Raw genomic sequence first — 20,945 nt, 5'->3', positions numbered from 1 at the left:
GCCACTTTATCCCTCCGCCGAAACGGTGCCTCTTCCGCCGAGATGGTCCCTCTTGCGCCGAGATGGTCCACTTTCCGCCGAAACGGTCCCACCATCTCGAGCCAAAACCCACCATCTCGGCGAAGACCCACCATCTCGGCAGGAAACTCACCACCCCGGCGACGAGGGCACCGGCCCGGACGGGCTACTCCACCGTGACGGACTTCGCGAGGTTGCGCGGCTGGTCCACGTCCAGACCCTTGGCCATCGACAGCCCCATCGCGAAGATGTGCAGCGGCACGACGGCCAGCAAGGGTTCGAAAAGAGGACCGGCGAGCGGGATGTGCAGCACCTCGTCGGCATACGGCAGCACGGCCGCGTCGCCCTCTTCGGCGATCGCGATCACGCGGGCACCGCGCGCGCGGATCTCCTCGATGTTCGAGACGACCTTCTTCTGCAGCTCCGCCGACTCACGCGGCGACGGCACGATCACGAAGACCGGCTGGCCTGGCTCGATCAGCGCGATCGGTCCGTGCTTGAGCTCGCCCGCGGCGAAGCCCTCCGCGTGGATGTACGCGAGCTCCTTGAGCTTGAGCGCCCCCTCGAGCGCGATCGGGTACCCGACGTGCCGCCCGAGGAACAGCACCGAGCGGGTGTCGGCCATCCAGTGCGCGAACTGCTCGATCCGCTCCTGCTCGTTCGAGAGGATCCGGCGGATCTTGTCGGGGATCGATTCGAGCTCGAGCACGTGCTGCGCAGCCTCGGTCGCGCCGACCGTGCCGCGGACCCGTCCGACGTGCAGCCCCAAAAGGTAGAGCGCGGTGATCTGCGCGACGAAGGCCTTCGTCGAGGCCACGGCGACCTCGGGACCCGCGTGCGTGTAGACGATCGCGTCCGACTCCCGCGGGATCGTCGCCCCCTGCGTGTTGCAGATCGACAGCGTGCGCGCTCCGCGCTCGCGGGCGTACTTGACCGCCATGAGCGTGTCCATCGTCTCGCCCGACTGCGAGATCGACACGACGAGCGTGTCCGCCCCGATCACGGGGTCGCGGTAGCGGAACTCATGCGCGAGCTCCACGTCGACCGGCACCCGCGCCCACTGCTCGATCGCGTACTTGCCCACCATGCCGGCGTAGGCGGCGGTTCCGCAGGCGACGATGATGACGCGCTGGATGCCGGCGAACAGGTCATCGAGACCGTCGAGCTCCGGGATCACGACCTGCCCGTCGCGCGTGCGTCCGAGGATCGTGTTGGCGACGGCCTCGGGCTCTTCGCTGATCTCCTTGGCCATGAAGCTCGACCAGCCGCCCTTGTCCGCGGCGGCGGCATCCCACAGCACTTCGAACGGCTCGACCTCGACCTCGTCGCCGAAGAAGTCGGTGACGGTGACGCCGGACGGGGTGATCGAGACGATCTGGTCCTGCCCGATCGCGAGCGCGTTGCGCGTGTGCTCGACGAACGCGGCGACGTCGGAGCCGAGGAAGTTCTCGCCCTCCCCGAGACCGATCACGAGCGGGGAGTTGCGTCGGGCCCCGACGACGAGGCCGGGGTGGTCCTCGTGCATCGCGAGGAGCGTGAAGGCTCCTTCGAGACGGCTGACGACCGCGCGGAACGCGGCTTCCAGGTCGCCGCCGGCGGCACGGTACTCCCGACCGAGCAGGACGGCTGCCGCCTCGGTGTCGGTTTCGCTCCGGAACGTGTAGCCCTCCGAGAGCAGGTCGGCCTTGATCTCGGCGAAGTTCTCGATGATGCCGTTGTGGATGACGGCGAGCTTGTCGTCATCAGCGAGATGCGGGTGGGCGTTCGTGTCGGTCGGACCGCCATGGGTCGCCCAGCGCGTGTGTCCGATGCCGGTCGTGCCGTCGGGCAGCGGGTGGGCTTCGAGGTCGTCCCGCAGCATCTTGAGCTTGCCGGCGCGCTTGCGCATCCCCAGGTCGCCGTCGCCGTCGATCACGGCGATGCCGGCGGAGTCATAACCCCGGTACTCGAGCCGCGAGAGCCCGGCGAGGAGGATGGCCTGGCTGTCGCGAGGGCCCACGTATCCGACGATTCCACACATGGGCTCAATCCTACGGGGGCGGGGTGCGAGCAACCTGAGGGGCGCTTGCCGGGCCCGCCGTGCGAGCATCCTGAGCGCGGCACCCGCCTCGGCGGGGTACGAACCTGCGGGCGGATGCCGCACTCACAGGGGACCGGGATGCTTGGGTGGAGTCGGAACGGGATGCCGCGGTCCCCACTGCGGCACCCCGTTCCGGGTCTGGATCTGCATCGCGGCGACCGCTCGGGGTCGGCGACGCAGGAGATTTCAGAGGTCGGTCGACCCGTCGCTGTCGATCGGCGTACCGCCCGTCGGCGGGACGAGCAGTCCCTGATCGCCGGAAGGCGCGACGCTGCGTGCCGAGAGCGAGCGCGAGGTCGGACCGGTGGGGGTGACGCACGCGTTGTAGCTGAGGTTGCCGATGCCGACGTGCTGGTTGCCGGAGTTGCCGGTGATGCCCGCGACGTAGCGGATGACGACGGTCTGGACGGGGCCGGCCCACGTGAGCCGGATCGCGTTCTCGCCGCTGTTGATCGGGTAGTCGCCGTTCTGAATGGGGCGGAACGGGTTCGCTTCCGAGCCGGTGCCCTGGATGTTGGTGGGGCTGCCGAGGTTCGCGGTGTAGCCGGCCGTGCGGACGTTGATGAGGTCGCGCCACCCCGACTGCGTCTGGTCGATGTCGTGGATGATGAACGAAAGGTTCGTGACGGGCTTGCTCATCGTGATCGTCAGCTGAACCCAGTCGCCCTGCGTGAGCGCGCGCTGCCCGTTGCGCTCCATCTCCATCTCCAGATAGCGCCACGACGGGGTGGTGCTCGTCTGCGCGACCTCGCCGGTGTTGCCGCGGTTGACCTGGTTCGACGACGAGGACCACGCGAGGGATGCCGTCACCGGCGGGTTCTCGGAGGGGAAGAAGGTGATCGAGGAGGGCTTCGTGCCGACGGCGAGCGAGTCCAGGGCCGTGGTGGGCGTGCAGCGCGAAGCCGCGAACGCGGGAACCGGAGCGGCGAGGGCGATGACCGGGACGGCCCAGGCCGCACCCTTTACCAGCGTGCGACGGCTGACGCCGGTCGCCGTGGGCGTTTCGTTTTCGGGCGCGCCAATGGCCATGTTCATCCCCAGATCTCACAAGCGATACGGGTGCGCTTCGGGTGCACAGCCGCAGTATCGTCACCCCAATGACGGTACGAGGGTGAACCTAGCACAGCCCCCGACGCGGGCGCCAATGCCGGGTTGCGAATGACGCGGAGGCGTCACAATTTGCGCAGCAGCACCCGCTCGACGGTGTGCCCGGCGCCCTTCTGCAGGATCAATCGCGCCTGGTGTTTCGTGGGCAGCACGTTCTCGCGCAGGTTCGGCAGGTTGATGTCGTTCCAGTACCCCATCGCGGTCTGCACCGCTTCGTCGTCCGAGAGGTGCGAGAAGACATTGAAGAACGAGTTCGGGTTCGCAAACGCTCCGCGGCGGAGCGCAAGGAATCGGTCGACGTACCACGACGCGATGTGATCGGTGTCGGCATCCACGTAGATCGAGAAATCGAACAGCTCGCTCACCGCGATGTCCCCCGGGGACGGAGAGGGCTGAAGGACGTTGAGGCCTTCGACGATCACGACGTCCGGCCGCCGGACGGTCACGTGCGCGTCGGGCACGATGTCGTACCGCATGTGCGAGTAGAACGGAGCCCGCGCTTCGGCGGCGCCGCTCTTGACCTCGGTGAGGAAGCGGACGAGCGCGCGGCGGTCGTAGGACTCGGGAAAGCCCTTCCGCTCCATGAGTCCGCGGCGCTCGAGCTCGGCGTTCGGATAGAGGAAGCCGTCGGTCGTGACGAGCTCGACACGCGGGGTGCCGGGCCAGCGGCTCATGAGCTCGCGCAGAAGCCGCGCGATCGTGGACTTGCCGACCGCGACGCTCCCCGCGACCGCGACCACGAACGGCGTCGTGGTCTCGGAATCGCGCAGGAACGCGCTCGTGTCGGCGCCCAGGCGCTGGGTCGCGTTCGCGTACAGGCTGAGGAGCCGGCTGAGCGGCAGGTAGACCTCGCGGACCTCGGCGATGTCGAGCCGATCGCCGATGCCGCGGATCTGGACGATCTCGGTCTCGCTGAGCGGCTGCGCCATGTCCGCCGCGAGGCGCGCCCACTCCGCTCGGTCGATCTCGCGGTACAGCGAGGGGGCGGGGGCGGCTGCGTCGACGGACATCGGAGACATCGTATCGGGGCACGTGCCGCTAGCCTGTGATCCGTGCGCCTCGGAGTCCTCGACATCGGCTCGAACACCGTCCACCTGCTCGCCGCCGACGTCCACCCGGGCGGCCGCCCGCTCGCGACGACGAGCCAGCGCACCGTGCTGCGGCTCATGCGGTACCTCGACGCGGACGGCGCGATCACCGAGGAGGGCGTGCGCGCGCTCGTGGATGCCGTCGCCGAAGCCCGCAGAACGGCCGAGGCCGAGGGGGTCGACGAGCTGCTCGCGACGGCGACCTCTGCGGTCCGCGAGGCGACGAACGGCCCCGAGGTGATCGCCCGGATCGAAGCGGCCCTCGGACAGGAGCTGCAGGTGCTCGGCGGCGAGACCGAGGCGCGGTACACGTTCCTCGCGGTGCGGCGCTGGTTCGGCTGGGCGGCGGGGCAGATCCTGCTGTTCGACATCGGCGGCGGATCGCTCGAGATCGCGGCGGGGGCCGACGAGCTTCCGGATGCCGCGGAGTCGGTCCCGCTCGGCGCCGGGCGCATGACCGTGCAGTTCCTCCCCGAGGACCCGCCCGGTCCCGATGCGATCGACGCGCTGCGCGCCCACGCCGCGAGCGTGCTCCAGCCGGTCGCCGAGCGCTTCGCGGGGCTCCCCCGTCCCGATCACGTCGTGGGCTCGTCCAAGGCCATCCGGTCTCTCGCGAAGCTCGCCGGATACCCGGCGCCGGGCTGGTCGAGCATCGAGAAGATGATCCTGCCGCGCAAGGAGCTGAAGGCGTGGATCCCGCGCCTCGCGCGCATCCCCGCCGAGATGCGGCAGGAGCTGCCCGGGATCACCGCGGACCGCACGTTCCAGATCGTCGCGGGCGCGGTCGTCCTTCATCAGGCGATGAAGATCATGGACGTCGACGAGCTCGAGGTCTCACCGTGGGCGCTGCGCGAAGGCGTGCTCCTGCGTTACATCGAGTCGCTGAACTGGAACGCCCCGACGCCCTGAGGCTCCCCGGACGAGCAGAGACCCCCGGATCTGGGGGAAACCGGGGGTCTCTCTTCCGCTAGGGGGTTATGCCAACCGCCTCAACCCGAATGTCGGCGGCTGCAGCATCAGCGGGGGGATGCTCACGTTCGAGCCTACGGACGCGATCGGACGCTGTCTGTCGGCACTTCGGGGGACATTCCGGCCCCTGCATACGTCTTCCTGTCCCCCGTTCGGCGGACATCCGCAGCACCACCGATAGCGTGGCCCGATGAGCGCGCCCATCTCGCACACCCCGGTCACCCAGTTCGCCGTCCTCGACGCCCTCCTCGTGGGCGCATACGAGTCGGGCATCGGCGTCGGCGAGGTGCGCGCGCTCGGCGACTTCGGCATCGGCTGCGTCGACCACCTGGGCGGCGAGGTGATCGTCCTGGACGGCGAGGTGTTCGAGTGCACGGTCGACGCAACTCCCGAGCGGATGACCGATGAGCAGATCCTGCCGTTCGTCGACGTGTGCCCGGGGCCGGACGCGTCGGCGGAGGCCGTGCGCGACGCCGACCTGGCAGCCCTCACCGCCCAGGTGGAGGCAGGGCTGGCGAGCCGCAACCTGTTCCATGCGGTGCGCCTCGACGGAGAGTTCGCGAGCGTGCGCGTGCGCGTGACGCCGAGGCAGCGGCATCCGTTCCGCCCCCTCGCCGACGTGACCCGCAGCCAAATCGAGACGGTACTCGAGGGGGTTCGCGGCACGGTGGTCGGGTTCTGGGCGCCGGCGATCTACCAAGGCATCACGGTCGCCGGTCTGCACATGCATTTCCTGGCCGAGGACCGCCGCTCCGGCGGCCACGTGCTCGACGTCTCGGTCGCCGACGCCGCGCTGCGCCTGGCTGCGCACGCGCGGTTCGATCTGCGGCTGCCGACCGACCCGGTGTTCTTGTCGACCGAGCTCACGCACGGCGAGGACCACCGGATCGCCGTCGTGGAGGGCGGCATCGGGCGCTGAGAGCCGCCGGCGGTTCTTTACTCCCGCAATCCGCGCGCAGGCATGGACCGGCGCCGCGGATTTCTGCGGTTCCGACGCACCACGACGAGCAGGTTGCGGGAGTTATGCACGCCGGAGCGCGGCGACGCGTAGCACGACCACCCGTTTCGCGCCACGGGATGCCGCCACGCGGGCGGACGCGTACGGTCCGGCTATGGATGAGACCACGAACACCAGCGACGACGGCGCGCTCGAAGGCCCCGACGTCGAGACTTCCCCCACCGGCGGCGCGGAGCCCGCGCCCAAGCCCGACGGGCTCGGGCAGGACGGCACGATCCCGAACCATCCAGACGGCGTCGCCGCGGGTCACACCGGCGAGGTGTCGACCTTCGAGCCCGAAGAGGACGAGGCCGCGCCCAACTGACCTGCGACGTTCATCCGTCACCTGCGCACGCGAAACGGCTCGATGCGCGTGCGCGGGTGACGGATGAGCTACAGCGCGAGCCGCTCGCGCACGACGTCGGCCAGGCGGTCGGCGTAGTCCTGCGCGACGTCCGCGGACGCCGCCTCCACCATGACGCGCACCATCTCCTCGGTGCCCGACGGGCGCAGCAGCACGCGGCCCGAATCGCCGAGCTCGGCCGAGACCTCCGCGACCGCGGCCGCGACGCCGGCATCGGATGAGGCCCGAGTCCGGTCGACGCCGCGCACGTTCACCAGCACCTGCGGGTACACGGTCATGATCGAGGCGAGGTCGGCGAGCGATCGGCCGGTGCGCGCCATTTCGGACATGAGGTGCAGCCCCGTCAGCAGCCCGTCGCCGGTGGTGGCGTATTCGCTCATGATCACGTGGCCGGACTGCTCGCCGCCGAGCGAGAATCCGCCCTCGTTCATGCGCTCCAGCACGTAGCGGTCGCCGACGCCGGTCTGCTCGACCGTGATGCCCGCGTCGGCCATCGCCCGGTGCAGACCCAGGTTGCTCATCACGGTCGCGACGAGCGTGTCGTCCACGAGGTGTCCGCGCTCCTTCATCGACACCGCGAGAATCGCCATGATCTGGTCGCCGTCCACGATCCGACCGCGGGCGTCCACCGCGAGGCAGCGGTCCGCGTCGCCATCGTGCGCGATGCCGACGTCCGCACCGACCCGCACCACGTGCTCAGCCAGCAGGTCGAGGTGCGTCGAGCCGACGCCGTCGTTGATGTTCAGCCCGTCGGGATCGGCGCCGATCACCGTGACCCGGGCCCCCGCGTCGCGGAACGTCTCGGGCGAGACTCCGGATGCCGCGCCGTGCGCGCAGTCGAGCACGACGTGCAGCCCATCCAGGCGGTGGGGCAGCGACGCCAGGAGGTGGACGACGTAGCGGTCCTCGGCATCCGCGAACCGTCGGATGCGGCCGACTCCGGCGCCGGTGGGCTGCAGCTTCGGGGCCGAAAGGGCCGCTTCGATGCGCTGCTCGACCTCGTCGGGGAGCTTGACGCCGCCGCGGGCGAAGATCTTGATCCCGTTGTCGGGAGCCGGATTGTGGGACGCCGAGACCATCACGCCGAAGTCGGCGTCGATGTCGGCGATCAGGTACGCGGTCGCCGGGGTCGGCAGAACGCCTGCGTCGAGCACGTCCACACCGGACGAGGCGAGCCCCGCCGCAACGGCGGCAGCGAGGAACTCACCCGAGACGCGCGGGTCGCGCGCGACGACGGCGGTGAGACGCTTGCCGGCGGCCTTGCGGGCCTCGGCAGTACGGCCCTGGCCCAGGACGACGGCGGTCGCCTGGGCCAGGGTGAGTGCGAGATCGGCGGTGAGGGGGCCGTTGGCCAGCCCCCGCACCCCGTCCGTGCCAAAGAGCGGCATACGGAGGGTGTTCCCGATCAGCGCTTCGAGTACTGAGGGGCCTTGCGGGCCTTCTTGAGACCGGCCTTCTTGCGCTCCTTCACGCGAGCGTCGCGCGAGAGGAAGCCGGCCTTCTTCAGGGTGGCGCGGTTGTTCTCGACGTCGACACCGTTCAGCGAACGGGCGATGCCCAGGCGCAGCGCCCCGGCCTGACCGGAGGGGCCGCCACCGGAGATGCGCGCGATCACGTCGTACGCGTCAGTGAGGTTGAGCACGGTGAACGGATCCTTCACGAGCTGCTGGTGCAGCTTGTTCGGGAAGTAGTCCTCGAACGTGCGGCCGTTGACCGTGATGACACCCGTACCGGGGACGATGCGCACGCGGGCGATGGCCTGCTTGCGACGACCGACCGCGGCGCCGGGGACGCTGAGCACGGGGCGCTCAGCAGCAACGGCTGCCTGGTCGACCGCGGTCTCGGTCGAGTAGGAGGTTTCGGTGGATTCTTCGATGTTCGCCACGAGTATGTCCTTCGTCAGTCTGGGCGGCGCTTACTGGGCGACCTGGTCGAGGGTGAAGGTCTTGGGCTGCTGCGCACCGTGGGGGTGCTCGGCGCCGCGGTAGACCTTGAGCTTGGTGAGCTGCTGCGCACCCAGGCTGTTCTTGGGGAGCATGCCGCGCACGGCCTTCTCGACGGCCCGCTCGGGGTTCTTGGAGAGGAGCTCGTCGTACGTGACCGACTTCAGGCCGCCCGGGTAGCCCGAGTGGCGGTAGGCCTTCTTGTTCTGGAGCTTCTGGCCGGTGAGGGCCACCTTCTCGGCATTGATGATGATGACGAAGTCGCCCATGTCCATGTGGGGGGCGAAGGTCGCCTTGTGCTTCCCGCGGAGGAGTGCTGCCGCGTGCGAGGCGAGGCGGCCGAGAACGACGTCGGTGGCGTCGATGACCAGCCACTCGCGCTGGGCTTCGCCAGCCTTGGGGGTGTACGTGCGCGTCACAGTAGTGCTGCTTTCTTGTTCGAACGGAGATGTTCGTGAATCCCGCTCCGGGGTGGTTCTCCGACCAGAAGGCCGGCGGAACACGCCAGTGGAGGGCTCACGTTCGCGGTGCAGGGCCAGCAGGGCGCAGGCACCAATGGATCAGCTTACACCACTCAGGCGACTCGCACCTCGACCGGCAAGGCTGTCGAGCATGCGGCAGCCCCTCATCGTTTCGACTCTCGCCCTCGCGGCGCTCATGATCGGCGGCTGCGCAGCATCGGCCGAGCCGCGCGGCGCTGCGGCCGAGAGCGAGATCATCGCCACCGACCTCGCGGCACCGTGGTCCGTGGCGTTCCTCGCGGACGGAACCGCGCTCATCAGCGAGCGGGACACCGCGCGCATCCTCGAACTGCTGCCCGACGGCACCACGCGGGTCGTCGGCACGGTCGAGGGCGTCACTCCCGGTGGCGAGGGCGGCCTGCTGGGCCTCGCCGTCGATGCGGAGGAGCGCCTTTACGCCTACTCCACCGCGGCGAGTGGCAACCGCATCCAGCGGTTCCGGCTGTCGGGCTCGCCGCTGCGCCTCGGCAAGCCCGAGACGGTGCTGGACGGACTGCCCTCGGCGCGCACGCACAACGGCGGGCGTATCGCGTTCGGCCCGGACGGGATGCTGTACGCCACGGTCGGCGATGCCGGGGAGCGGGCCGCCGCGCAGGATCCGGCCTCGCTCGCGGGGAAGATCCTGCGGATGACCCCCGACGGCGCGGTGCCCGCCGACAACCCCCTGCCTGGGTCGCTCGTCTACAGCCTCGGCCACCGCAATCCGCAGGGGATCGCCTGGGATGCCGAGGGCACCCTCTACGCCGCCGAATTCGGTCAGGACACCTGGGACGAGCTCAACGTGATCGAACCCGGCCAGAACTACGGATGGCCGATCGTGGAGGGCATCGCGGACGATGACCGATTTGTCGATCCGGTCCAGCAGTGGAAGCCCGCCGACGCCTCGCCGAGCGGCATCGCGGTCGTCGGCGACGATCTTCTGATCGCGAACCTGCGTGGAGAGCGACTGCGGAGTGTGCCGCTGGATGACCTGAGCGCATCGACCGACCGGTTCGTCGGCGAGTACGGGCGTATCCGCGACGTCGTGCGCGCGCCGGACGGGTCGGCGCTCTTCGTCACCAGCAACCGCGATGGGCGCGGGGACGTGCGGGAGGGTGACGACGTCCTGGTCGGCGTGGACTGAACGCCGTGCTCTCCGCGCGGATCTCGCGTCCCCCTGATCCGCGCCCATCCCGCGTCCCCGAGGCGCGCGCATACCGCACATTCCCGCGGTGTGCGAGCCCGGCGGCACCGGAAAGTCGGCGTGCTGGCTTCGCCGACCGTGCCGACGTCTGAGAGATTGCGATCGCTCGGCGGTCTGCGCGGAGTCGCGGCCGCCGTGGTCGTCATTTCACCATTCGCTCCTGACGTTCCCGTCGCTCGCCGACGCGTACTACGCCACCGCCGGCGGCAACCCCGTCGCCTCGAATGGGAGCATCTGACGAGGACCATGCGCGGGCATCGCGATCTCCGTGCCGCTCGCCTTGCTGGTCGCGCAGCTGTTCGCGTCGTACGTCGAAGCGCCGTCGCACCGGCTGGCGAAGTGGCCCGGAACCCGCACCGCACACGGTCTGCAGCCGGCGCGCGAACCCGCCGAACCGGGGCGCTGATGTCAAGGGGCCGCTGGGGCCCGGCCTCGACCGCGTCGCCACTGTACGAACGCGACGATCAGCAGGCCCAGCGCCGCCCCGGTGAGGTTCGCGACGATGTCCATCACGCTGGGCGTGCGCTTGTCGAGCATCAGCGCTTGAAACGACTCGATCGCGACCGTCGACACGAGGGCGATCGGCAGGATCAGGTAGCGCTGCCGCAGGATGAGGGCGAGCAGGATGCCGAGCGGCACGAACAGCAGGATGTTGGCCCCGAACTCGATGCGCGCGTACGTGGCGAACGGGAAGACCCGCGTGATGCGGCGCAGCAGCCCGCCCGCACCGCTGTCGACCGGCACCGGCCACACCGCGATGAGCGTGAGCACGACGAGGTACGCGGCCAGCAGCACACGCGGGTTCCGCACCGCGGAGCGCAGCCGCGAGGGACGCGTCAGAGGTGCGGGCCGCGGGGGGCGGGGAGGGATCGACGGATGCCGCGCCACCGGCGCCGCGGCGACGCCGAGCCGACCGCTATTGATGTGCCGGCCCGCGGCGGCAGGCGCCGGCACATCCGCGGCGGCAGGCGCCGGCACCGGGGCACCCGAAGCACCGGGAACGACCGGCGCACCGGGCAACGGCGGCCGCGGCGGGATCGACCCCGCCGGTGTGTTCGGCTGTGCGTTCACGCGACTCCTCACCCTCGGACGCCGCGTCGCTGCCGCTGAAGAATGTCCGCGCCGACCGGCACCGGACTGATTCACGGCATGATACCCGGGCCCGCCCGTGCTAGAGATGACAGCAACGTCCTACCCCCGGAGGAGTCCCCGTGTCCGCGACGCGCCCGCGCACCCGAACCGACAGGCGCCGCGGCGTGCTCATCGCCGGCATCGCGGTGGGGGCGGTCCTCCTCATCGTCGCGGTGGTCGCCGTCGTCATCGCGGTCCTGCCCAAGCCCGCGGCCGCAGGCCCGGCACCCGGGACGACGCTGCTCGTCGCCGCCGACACCGCCGCGGCCGCGGCATCCGATTCCGGCTCCGCCGCCGCCCGCGAGGCCGCCGCGTACCTGGCCGCGCAGCCGACCGCGGTGTGGCTGACCCCCGAGGAGTTCGGCGTCGGTGAGGTGGGCCCTGCCGTCACCGCCCTCGCCGACGAGGCGCGGCAGCAGTCCGCGATCCTCACGCTCGTGGTCTACGGCCTGCCCGAGCGCGACTGCGGGCAGTACTCGGCGGGCGGGCTGCCGCCCGCGGACTACCCGGTCTGGACGACCGAGATCGGCGAGGCGCTGCGCGCGGCATCCGATGTGCACGCGATCGTCGTCCTCGAGCCCGACTCGCTCGCCCTCGCGCCGGAGTGCGGCAACGTCGACGAGCGCACCGCGCAGCTGCGCGCGGCGATCGAGGACCTGCAGGCCGACGGCGTCTGGGTCTACCTCGACGCCGGGCACTCGAACTGGCTCCCCGTCGACCAGATGGCCGACCTGCTGCGGCAGGCGGGCGTGCAGGACGCGCGCGGATTCGCGACGAATGTGTCGAATTACTACGACTCGGATGCCGAGATCGACTACGCCCATCGCCTCGCCGACGCGCTCGGCGGATCGCACGCGGTTATCGACACGTCCCGCAACGGAGCGGGGTCGGACGGGCAGTGGTGCAACCCGCCGAAGCGGCTGGTCGGCGATGTCGGCGGCACGTTCGGCGACGACGTGGTCGATGTGAACCTGTGGATCAAGCCGCCCGGCGAGAGCGACGGCGAATGCAACGGCGGACCCGCCGCCGGGCAGTGGTGGCCGCAGAGTGCGATCGAGTTGACACGCGCGTCGCTTGAGTGACATATGCGTGTGAAAGAATCGCCTCTCCAGCACCACTCCAGTCGTCTTCGGACGGTCGTTTCCCTGCGACGCCACACGGCATCCGGAGCACCCGTACCGAACTCGGCACGACTGGAGTAAGTGAATGACCGAAACCACCGACAGCGGACGCACGGCGGTCATCGTCGAAGACGATGCCGAGCTCAGGCACCTGCTGGTGGACGTCCTGGAAGCAGCCGGTTTCTCCACCGTCTCGGTGGGCAACGGCATCGACGGCATCCAGGCGGTGCTGTCGTATCAGCCGATGATCACGACGCTGGATGTCAACATGCCCGGCATCGACGGCATCGAGGCGGCGCGGCGCATCCGCGCCCACAGCGACACGTACATCGTCATGATCACCGCGATGGGCGAGGAGGCGGATGTCGTCCTCGGACTCACCGCCGGGGCCGACGAGTACATCACGAAGCCCTTCCGTCCCCGCGAGTTCCGCGCGCGCATCGACGCGATGCTGCGCCGCGGGCGGGTGGCGGCGCCGGCGCCGGTGCGCACGCAGGAGAGCGCGGGCCCGTCGTTCCCGTCGGCTCGCCCCGCCGCCGCGCCCGTGGCGGCCCCGGCACCCGCGGCGGCCCCCGCCGCACCGCAGGAGGTCATCGTGCACGAGGCGGGAGCCACCGGCACCGGCGCGCTCGAGCTGCACAACGGCGAGGGCCAGTGGCTCGCGCACCGCAACCTCCGGCTCGACCTCGACAGCCGCATCGTCCTGATCGACGACACCGAGGTCGACCTGACCCGAACCGAGTTCGACCTGCTGGCCGCACTGCTGGAATCCCGCCGGCGCGTGCGCAGCAAGGCCGACCTCACGCTGCTCCTGCGCGGCGAGTCGTACGTCACGACGTACTTCGTCGGAGATGCCGACAAGCGGGCGGTCGAGGCGCATATGACGAACCTCCGCCGCAAGATCGGCGACAACCCCGCACAGCCTCGATTCATCGAGACCGTGCGGGGTGTCGGGTACCGCCTCACCTCAGAGGTCACTCCTCCCCCGGCGTGACCTTCGGATCGCGCTCCCCAGCTGCGTATCCGAGTGAGTGAGGGGTCCTGAGCCGTTCGGGCGACTCAGACCTTGTATCCGTGCTGGCGACGGATGAGCTTGGTGAACATCAGGAGCGTCTGCAGGACGGTCACGACGCCGACGATCGGCCAGCCGATCCAGAGGATCGTGGACTGCACGACCGGGCCGAGCATCATCCAGATCACCGCGACGGCGACCATGACGGCGATCGCGACGATGAGGGGCACCCAGTGTCCGTGGCCGCCGCCGCCCTTCTCCGCCTTCGCCTGCGCCGCCCAGTTGTCGACCTTCTTCTTGGAGAGGAAGCTCGACCAGGCGCGGGTGAAGTGCGACAGCCGGATCCACATGTAGACCTCGGCGGGCACGATGAGCAGCGCGAAGAGCACGTCCTTGCGGGTGCGGTTCGCCATCGTCATCGCCATGCGCAGGTTCAGCATCACCGCCATGCCGATCGGGATCAGCCAGACGGGCGAGAACACGAACGCGCCGATCGACAGCGACGCCGCGAGCAGGAGGAGGAACGCCACGCGCACGAACAGGTTCGTGAGCATGCCGAAGTTCTCCGCCCACCGGATCCGCAGGTTCGGGTGCAGCGGCTGCCCCTTCGTGTCGCCCCGCTGTCCCGGCCACATCAGCTCGATCGCGCCGTAGGTCCACTTGACCTGCTGCGCGTCCAGCGCCCGCAGCGTCGTCATCCCACCGACGTCGGCGCGGGCGGCCGGGCTGATCTTCGTCAGGTACCCGGCGCTCTTGATCTGCAGAGAGAGCAGCGAGTCCTCCACCTCGCTGTCCTTGACCCACGGCGTGGACTGGTGGTTCTGTTCCATGACCTCGCGCAAGGCATGGGTGGAGAACACCGAGAACTGTCCGCCGAGCACGGCCATGTTGCGGCCGCGCAGCAGGTTCTGCAGGTTGAAGGCGGCGAACTGCGAGCGCTGGCCGCTGATGAGGAACGAGGCGAGCCCCTTGAAGGGCTTGTTGTCGATCGAGTAGATCGCCGAGATGCCGCCGATGCGGCTGTCGCCGATGATCTCGGTCTCGAGGTACTCCACGGCGTGCTCTTCGGCGATCGTGTCGCCGTCGACGCCGAGGAGGTAGTCGTAGCCCTCGACAAGGGCGTAGCCGTAGTTGAGCGCGCCGACCTTCTTGTCGGGGTTCTTGCCGATGTCGTGGACGAACACCTCGGTGAACTGCTCGCCGAGCTCGGTCGTGATCTCGTGGGCACCGGCGTACTGGGACGCGATCTGCACCGTCTTGTCGGTCGTGTTGTTCACGACGACGTGGATGACGTCGGGGACGCGGGTCTGCGCGAGGAGCCCCTCGATCACGGCCGCGATCGACTCCTCCTCGTTGTACGCGGGGATGACGCATCCGATCGTGGAGCGCTGCGTGGTCGAGCCCTCGAAGACCGAGTCGAAGTCCTCGGGGAAGGCGTGGTCGAACACGGGCTCGGAGGGCACGACGACCGGGGCGCGGTGGTGGGCGCGCAGGGCCAGCTCGCTGCGGGAGGAAGCCGGGGTGGTGATCGTGGTCATGTCCGTGTCCTTCTCGAGGTACCGCGTGTCCCCCGAAGGGGGGACGGGGGCCGGAGCACCTCGTTGGAGACCAGCTTGTTATGCTCAACTCCACGTAGCACCCGTGGTTCGTCCAGGCGACCACAACGAATCCGCAAGGTTTGCGCAACGCCCCCGAAGCCCCTCCGGGACGCCGGGTGCGGACCAGACGACAGGTGAATGGATGATCACCCTGTACACGGTCACCCTCACGGTGGCGTGCTGCGTGGCCGTGGCTCTGGTGATCGTTTCCGAGCGCCGCGCCCGCTCCACCGACGGGCCGTGGGCGTCGGCATCCACGCTGTCCGTCCTCGGGGCCAGCAGCGCGACGCTCTCGACGCTCGCATACGCGATGTCGGGGCCCGACGACGAGCACCTGATCCCACTCCTGATCGGCGACATCTCGATGCCGCTGTCGATCGGGTTGATCCTGGCCGCCGTCAGAGTCGCCGGCGGGATGCCGCGGACCTGGCTGATCCTCTCCGGTACGGTCTCGGTCGCGGTGGGTGCGACGACCCTCCTGCTCTCCCCCGAGACCGGGCAGGCCGTGAAGCTGGTCGCGCTGGCGCTCCTCAGCTTCCTGACGGTCGCCTCCTGCGTGCGCGGGAAGCTCCCCGAGCTCGGTGCGTGGCTCGTCGGGGGGACGCTCGCCGTCTACGGCACGTACTGCGTGGCCCGGTTCGTCGCACCGCTGCTGCAGATCGAGCTGAACCGCTGGGTCGTGCTCGGCTTCTCGCGCGGAGTCGCGACGATCGTCGCGGCGACCGCGGTCGGGATGGTGGCGTGGGGCATGATCGTGATCATCCGGCGCGCTCAGGGGCCCGATCCGACGGCGATCGTGAGCAACGAGACCCTGACGAACTGGATCGAGGCGCTTCTGGCGCAGCGCAACGTCGTGCTGGCGATCACGGTGACGGTTCCGGCGCTGCCGCTGCACCGTGCGGCGTTCGGCCGGGCCTGGGCGCAGGCGATCGCGACGGCGGTGACCCGCGCATCGGCGGACGTGCTCCCCACCGGCAGCGTGATCGGGCGTGCCGCCCCGGGGTCGCTCGTGGCGCTGCAGTTCGGCACGAACTTCGACCTCGACGCGATCCGCGCGACGCTGCAGCAGACCTTCGAGAGCCTGCTGCCCGATCCCTCCCCGACCGACCCGCCCGACCTCGAGGTGGCGCAGCTCAACATCACCTCGACCTCCGACGTCCGCCGGTTCGCCCGACACGCCCGCTCGGCGGCGCGACGGGTGCTGACCTCTCAGGGAGTGTGAGCGTATGACCACGCCCGCGTCCCTGCCCGTCGGCACGCGCACGTACTCGATCTGGCTGTCGCAGCTGCTGCTGTCGATCGTCGTGGTCGTCATCGTGCTGCTCGTGCAGGCGCTCGCCCCCGAGACGCTGGGCATGTGGACCTTCACGGTCGGCGTCTCGATGATCGTGATCCTGACCGGACTCGCTCTCGCCGTGCCGTGGCAGAAGCTGCCCCGCTGGGCCGTGTTGGCCGTGCCGCTGCTGGACATCATCGCGGTCGGTCTCATGACCCGGGACACCCCGATCGACTTCGCGTTTCTCTGGGTCTTCCCGGTGACCTGGATCGCGTCGCACTTCCCGCTCTGGGCGACCGGCACGGCTCTCGGGACGGTGGCGGTGCTCGTGCTCCTGGAGGAGCTCAACCACCCCGAGAACCCCAACGGGACCCTGCGCCTGATCATCATCACCCTCTCGCTGACCTTCATCGCGATCAGCACGCAGAGCGCCGCGCGTCAAACCCGGGCATTCAAGCGGCTGCTGCGCCGTGAGGCCACCAAGCTCAACGAGACGCTGTCGCGCTCGACGCGGCAGGAGCGCGAGCTCTCGCGCGTGCTGGGTTCGCTCGATGTCGGCGTCGTCCGCCTTTCCGCCGACGGAGAGATCGTGGAGGCGAACGCGACCTACCTGGCGCTGTACGACATCGTGCCCGACGATCTGACCTTCGCCCCACGCTCGGTCGAGTACGACGGCTTCGAGGGCTCACCGCTCAGCCCCAGCCGCCGCCCCATCAACCGCGCCCGCAGCGGCGAGCAGTTCGAGGACGAGCGCACCTGGCTGTTCACGACGGATCTCACGTGGCGGGCGCTCGCGGTGACCTCGATCCGTCTCCCGAACGATCAAGGCGTCGCCAGTGGCGACCGCCTGATGATCGTCCACGACATCACCGCGATGATCAGCGCCGAGCGCGCCCGGGCCAACCTCGCGACGCGCGTCTCCCACGAGCTGCGCAATCCGCTCACCACGATCCTCGGGTTCTCCGATCTGCTGCTCGAGGACACGACGCTCCCCGAACCGACCCGCGTGCGAGTCGAGGCGATCACGTCGGCGGCGGAACGCATGCTCACGCTCGCGAACGAGATCCTCGCGTCGGGCAAGCAGGCGCAGAAGGCCGAGGCGACCGTCACGAGCACCGACCTGGCGAAGGTCGTCGCCGACTCGGTCGAGTCGTTCACGCCGGCCGCGGAATCGGGCGGCATCCGCGTAGTGCTCGCCGTGTCCGATCATGTGAGCGTCATGGGCGACGCGTTCCGCCTGCGCCAGGTGTGCGACAACCTGCTGAGCAACGCGATCAAGTACACCCCGAAGGGCGGCCGGGTCACCGTCGAGGTGTTCCGCTCCGGCACCGAAGGCGCCTCGCGGGCGAACGACCAGGCCGTGCTGGTGATCACCGACACCGGAATGGGCATGTCGCCGGAGGACCTCGAGCGCATCTACGAGCCGTACTTCCGCAGCGCCGCCGCCGAGGCGAGCACGATCGCCGGTACGGGCCTGGGTATGGGCATCGTCCGCTCGCTCGTGGCCGAGCACAAGGGCGAGCTGAGCATCGAGAGCGCGGTCGGCCGAGGGACCGTGGCGACGGTGAGCCTGCCCGCCGAAGACGCGCCGGATGCCGGCGTCCTGGCCGATGGATCGTGGAGGGCCCGCACCGATGCTTGATCCCGTGACCACGACGATCGCCACCGGAGACCTGGTGGTCGGCCTGACCGTGACGATGACCACGTGCGTGGCTCTCATGATCTGGGTGGGCCTCCTCGGTCGCGCCAGCCGCGCGACGCTCCTGTGGACCTTCGCTTTCCTGCTGGGACTCCTCGCCGCCTACGGCTCCCTGGCCTCGGCGGCGATGGGCACGGACGTGCTCCTGCATCCGGTGGGCCTGGGATTCCTGTGCGGCATGCCGACGGTGATCTGGTCGGGGCTGCGAGCCGCCCAGGGCAAGCGCCCGCACGCGTGGATCGGATTCGCGCAGTCCGCGCTGTCGGTCGGGATCCTCTGGGCGACGACGAACGCGGAAGCCGGCTTCGCCGTGTTCCGCTGGCTGTTCCTGGCGTCGGCGATCGGAGCGGCACTCGCCGCGGTCGAAGTGCTGCGCGGCGCGTTCCAAGGGTCTCGATTCGGGATGCCGCTCGTCGTGGCCGCGGGTACCCTGCTTCTTCTCGCGTCGGTCGGTGCGGCCGGGACGGTCGCGGGCTCCAGCACGGCCACGGATCTGTTCTTCGTGCGCGGCATCGTGATCGCCGTGACGATCTACGCGATCTGCGCGACCGTGAGCCTGCTGTTCCTCGCGAACCGACGTCCCGGTGCCCGCGATGTGCTCGAGGCATTGGACGCCTTCCTGCCCGAGCCGGCGATGCGCGCCGTGGTCCGCGAGCGGCTCGTGCGGGCCCGCGCCCGCGGCGAGCACTCGTGGTCGTTCGTGGACCTGCAGCTCGACGACGCGAACGACCTGCGCGAAGCGACCGGTGAGGCGGGGTACGCCGCGATGACCCGCCGCTTCGAGGAGATCGTCGCGGCGACCTTCCCGGCGGAGGCCGACCTGTGCCGCGTCTCGCCCGGTCACGTCACCGCGTTCGCATCCCAGCCGTCCGGGGCCGTCCGCGAATACGTGCGGGCGATCCTCAACGATGTGTCGGTTCCGCACGAGCAGGCGCCGACGAGTCTGCGCATCACGGCGAGCGCCGGGATCGTGACCGTGGACACCGCGTCCGACCGGTACGAGACCCTCGTTGCTGCCGCCGCTGCGCAGACGGCCGCGGCACAGGAGGCCGGGGGCGATCGCTGGCGCCGAGCGGATGCCGATCTCTCGGCATCCTGATCGGGATTACTTCTGCGCGATCGCGACGGTGATCGTGTCGGTCGCAGTCTGCTTCGCGTAGTCGCTCGAGGTCGGCGTGGACTGCACGAGGTATTCGTAGGTGAACTCGAGCGAGACGTAGGTCGCGTCCGCCGGCGTCGGTCCGACCGTGAAGGTCTGCGAGTAGCTGTACGGGTCGAGGACCAGATAGCCCGGGTTCGTCGTCGCGCTGTCGACCTGGGCGCTGAGCGGATCGAAGGTCTCGGTCGCCGCCATCGGGGTGGCGATCATGGTCGCGCGCTGGAGGTAGACCTTCTGGCCGTCGTTGGGCGTGATCTGCGTGATCATCGAGAGGCTGACCGGCTTGAGGGCGTCGGCGGTCCACTTGTCCATCGTGAGGGTGGACCAGTAGTCGATCGTGATCGTGAGCGGCCCCGCGGTGAGTCCGCGCTCGGTGGATCCCGACGACAGGTCGTTCGGGACGGGCTGAGGCACCTCAGTGGAGGTGGGCGTGGGAGTCGGCGAGGCGGTCGGGGTCTCCCACGGGGGCGAGCTGCATCCGGCCAGCGCGACGGCAAGTGCAGCAGCCGCGGCGAGCGCGGTCGTTCGTCGTGGAAAGCGCATGTGCGGCCCCTCTGTGCCCGAGTCCCCCGAACGGGGTGATGTCAGCGGAATGTTGCGTCACCAGGCACCTGCGACCGGGTCCGGCCAGTCTATGCGGGGGTGGGGTCGAGACCGGTGTCCCCTCTTCGGGGGACACGATTGGGGCTTCTCCCTGGTGAGGCCGCTTTTCGGTGTCACCACCCGGAAACATGGCATTCACGCGGAATCGGTACGGTTCTTCCATGACCTCCCCCACCATCAAGGCCGTGATCCCCGCAGCCGGTCTCGGCACCCGTTTCCTTCCCGCGACGAAGGCCATGCCGAAGGAGATGCTGCCGGTCGTCGACAAGCCGGCCATCCAGTACGTCGTCGAGGAGGCGGTCGCCGCCGGGATCGACGACATCCTCGTGATCATCGGCCGCAACAAGAACGCGCTGGCGAACCACTTCGACCGCGTGACGGAGCTGGAGCACACGCTCGAGGCGAAAGGTGACCACGGCAAGCTGGCCCGCGTGATGGAGCCGAGTTCGCTCGCCGACATCCACTTCGTGCGGCAGGGCGACCCGAAGGGTCTCGGTCACGCGGTGCTCCGCGCGAAGAAGCACGTCGGCAACGAGACGTTCGCCGTGATGCTGGGTGATGACCTGATCGACGCGCGCGACCCGCTGCTGTCTCGGATGATCGAGGTGTCGCTCGGTCGTTCGGCGACGGTCGTCGCGCTCATGGAGGTCGACCCGTCGCAGATCCACCTGTACGGGTGTGCTGACGTGGACACGACCGACGAGTCCGACGTCGTGAAGATCAAGGCGCTCGTCGAGAAGCCGTCCGCCGAAGAGGCGCCGAGCAACCTCGCGATCATCGGTCGCTATGTGCTCAAGCCCGAGATCTTCGAGGTGCTCGAGAACACGGAGCCCGGCAAGGGCGGCGAGATCCAGCTGACGGACGCTCTGGAGGAGCTGGCCGCCGACGAGTCGATCGCGGGTCCCGTGCTGGGCGTGATCTTCTCGGGTCGTCGCTACGACACCGGTGATCGCCTGGACTACCTGAAGTCGAGCATCCTCCTCGCTCTGGACCGTGAGGACCTCGGTCCGGGTCTCGCCGGCTTCATCAAGGAGATCGCACCGACCCTCCCGGAGTGATCCGGGTCGTCATCGCGC

The 20,945-nt window shown here is 69.6% G+C and carries 20 protein-coding genes; 11 read left to right on the top strand and 9 right to left on the bottom strand.

Features of this window, described 5'->3' with window-relative positions:
- Positions 1–184: 184 nt before the first annotated feature.
- The 3 genes from glmS to coaA form a co-directional block, all read right to left on the bottom strand.
- Positions 185–2,038, bottom strand: coding sequence for a glutamine--fructose-6-phosphate transaminase (isomerizing) (gene glmS, locus ABD197_RS04255; protein ID WP_344051935.1), 1,854 nt, complete (start codon positions 2,036–2,038; stop codon positions 185–187).
- 246 nt (positions 2,039–2,284) lie between these two features.
- Positions 2,285–3,133, bottom strand: coding sequence for a hypothetical protein (locus ABD197_RS04250; protein ID WP_344051933.1), 849 nt, complete (start codon positions 3,131–3,133; stop codon positions 2,285–2,287).
- A gap of 137 nt (positions 3,134–3,270) precedes the next feature.
- On the bottom strand, positions 3,271–4,215 hold the full coding sequence (gene coaA, locus ABD197_RS04245) for a type I pantothenate kinase (protein ID WP_344051931.1): 945 nt from the start codon (positions 4,213–4,215) through the stop codon (positions 3,271–3,273).
- Between the two features lie 42 nt (positions 4,216–4,257).
- Here coaA and ABD197_RS04240 point away from each other — a divergent pair, with 42 nt between their 5' ends.
- From ABD197_RS04240 to ABD197_RS04230, 3 genes are all read left to right on the top strand, one after another.
- Positions 4,258–5,202 carry a Ppx/GppA phosphatase family protein gene (locus ABD197_RS04240; RefSeq protein WP_344051929.1) on the top strand — a complete coding sequence of 315 codons (945 nt, stop codon included), beginning with the start codon at positions 4,258–4,260 and terminating at the stop codon, positions 5,200–5,202.
- A 250-nt stretch (positions 5,203–5,452) separates the two neighbouring features.
- Positions 5,453–6,181, top strand: a complete 729-nt coding sequence (gene budA / locus ABD197_RS04235; protein ID WP_344051927.1) for an acetolactate decarboxylase — start codon at positions 5,453–5,455, stop codon at positions 6,179–6,181.
- 193 nt (positions 6,182–6,374) lie between these two features.
- Positions 6,375–6,584, top strand: coding sequence for a hypothetical protein (locus ABD197_RS04230; RefSeq protein ID WP_344051925.1), 210 nt, complete (start codon positions 6,375–6,377; stop codon positions 6,582–6,584).
- A gap of 68 nt (positions 6,585–6,652) precedes the next feature.
- On the opposite strand, the gene glmM is transcribed toward ABD197_RS04230, so the two are convergent.
- The 3 genes from glmM to rplM are packed head-to-tail and all read right to left on the bottom strand — an operon-like array spanning position 6,653 to position 8,985.
- Positions 6,653–8,011, bottom strand: coding sequence for a phosphoglucosamine mutase (glmM, locus tag ABD197_RS04225; protein ID WP_344051923.1), 1,359 nt, complete (start codon positions 8,009–8,011; stop codon positions 6,653–6,655).
- A gap of 17 nt (positions 8,012–8,028) precedes the next feature.
- Entirely contained in the window at positions 8,029–8,508 is a 480-nt protein-coding gene (gene rpsI, locus ABD197_RS04220) for a 30S ribosomal protein S9 (protein ID WP_344051921.1), read from the bottom strand.
- A gap of 30 nt (positions 8,509–8,538) precedes the next feature.
- Positions 8,539–8,985: a 50S ribosomal protein L13 gene (rplM, locus tag ABD197_RS04215; RefSeq protein ID WP_344051919.1), complete on the bottom strand. Its 447-nt coding sequence runs from the start codon at positions 8,983–8,985 to the stop codon at positions 8,539–8,541.
- Between the two features lie 193 nt (positions 8,986–9,178).
- Between rplM and ABD197_RS04210 the strand changes: the two genes are divergently transcribed.
- Both ABD197_RS04210 and ABD197_RS04205 read left to right on the top strand, forming a co-directional pair.
- Positions 9,179–10,210 (top strand): PQQ-dependent sugar dehydrogenase, encoded by a 1,032-nt coding sequence (locus tag ABD197_RS04210; protein ID WP_344051917.1) that lies wholly within the window; start codon positions 9,179–9,181, stop codon positions 10,208–10,210.
- Between the two features lie 328 nt (positions 10,211–10,538).
- Entirely contained in the window at positions 10,539–10,676 is a 138-nt protein-coding gene (locus ABD197_RS04205; RefSeq protein ID WP_344051915.1) for a hypothetical protein, read from the top strand.
- Positions 10,677–10,678: 2 nt separating this feature from the next.
- Here ABD197_RS04205 and ABD197_RS04200 read toward each other — a convergent pair whose 3' ends face one another.
- Positions 10,679–11,341 carry a VanZ family protein gene (locus tag ABD197_RS04200; protein WP_344051913.1) on the bottom strand — a complete coding sequence of 221 codons (663 nt, stop codon included), beginning with the start codon at positions 11,339–11,341 and terminating at the stop codon, positions 10,679–10,681.
- Between the two features lie 140 nt (positions 11,342–11,481).
- Here ABD197_RS04200 and ABD197_RS04195 point away from each other — a divergent pair, with 140 nt between their 5' ends.
- The gene (locus tag ABD197_RS04195; RefSeq protein WP_344051911.1) at positions 11,482–12,483 is read left to right on the top strand and encodes a glycoside hydrolase family 6 protein; all 1,002 of its coding nucleotides are present in this window, start codon (positions 11,482–11,484) and stop codon (positions 12,481–12,483) included.
- A 124-nt stretch (positions 12,484–12,607) separates the two neighbouring features.
- Positions 12,608–13,516 (top strand): response regulator transcription factor, encoded by a 909-nt coding sequence (locus ABD197_RS04190; RefSeq protein WP_344051910.1) that lies wholly within the window; start codon positions 12,608–12,610, stop codon positions 13,514–13,516.
- Positions 13,517–13,581: 65 nt separating this feature from the next.
- Here ABD197_RS04190 and ABD197_RS04185 read toward each other — a convergent pair whose 3' ends face one another.
- Complete coding sequence (locus ABD197_RS04185) at positions 13,582–15,072, bottom strand: glycosyltransferase family 2 protein (RefSeq protein ID WP_344051908.1); 1,491 nt, start codon at positions 15,070–15,072, stop codon at positions 13,582–13,584.
- Between the two features lie 202 nt (positions 15,073–15,274).
- Between ABD197_RS04185 and ABD197_RS04180 the strand changes: the two genes are divergently transcribed.
- Genes ABD197_RS04180 through ABD197_RS04170 form a run of 3 tightly spaced genes read left to right on the top strand, consistent with a single transcriptional unit; the run spans position 15,275 to position 19,206 of the window.
- Entirely contained in the window at positions 15,275–16,354 is a 1,080-nt protein-coding gene (locus tag ABD197_RS04180; protein WP_344051906.1) for a hypothetical protein, read from the top strand.
- A gap of 4 nt (positions 16,355–16,358) precedes the next feature.
- Positions 16,359–18,050, top strand: coding sequence for a sensor histidine kinase (locus ABD197_RS04175; RefSeq protein ID WP_344051904.1), 1,692 nt, complete (start codon positions 16,359–16,361; stop codon positions 18,048–18,050).
- A 4-nt stretch (positions 18,051–18,054) separates the two neighbouring features.
- Positions 18,055–19,206: a hypothetical protein gene (locus ABD197_RS04170; RefSeq protein WP_344051902.1), complete on the top strand. Its 1,152-nt coding sequence runs from the start codon at positions 18,055–18,057 to the stop codon at positions 19,204–19,206.
- A 6-nt stretch (positions 19,207–19,212) separates the two neighbouring features.
- Here the strand turns inward: ABD197_RS04170 and ABD197_RS04165 are convergent, their stop codons facing one another.
- Positions 19,213–19,809: a hypothetical protein gene (locus ABD197_RS04165; RefSeq protein WP_344051900.1), complete on the bottom strand. Its 597-nt coding sequence runs from the start codon at positions 19,807–19,809 to the stop codon at positions 19,213–19,215.
- 221 nt (positions 19,810–20,030) lie between these two features.
- On the opposite strand from ABD197_RS04165, the gene galU reads away from it, so the two are divergent.
- Positions 20,031–20,927 (top strand): UTP--glucose-1-phosphate uridylyltransferase GalU, encoded by an 897-nt coding sequence (gene galU / locus ABD197_RS04160; protein WP_344051898.1) that lies wholly within the window; start codon positions 20,031–20,033, stop codon positions 20,925–20,927.
- Positions 20,928–20,945: the final 18 nt, after the last annotated feature.

It is taken from the genome of Microbacterium lacus, from assembly GCF_039531105.1.
GTDB classification, from domain to species: Bacteria; Actinomycetota; Actinomycetes; order Actinomycetales; family Microbacteriaceae; genus Microbacterium; species Microbacterium lacus.
The sequence above is the reverse complement of the archived record's forward strand: the minus strand, read 5'-3'. Positions and strand labels throughout refer to the sequence as shown.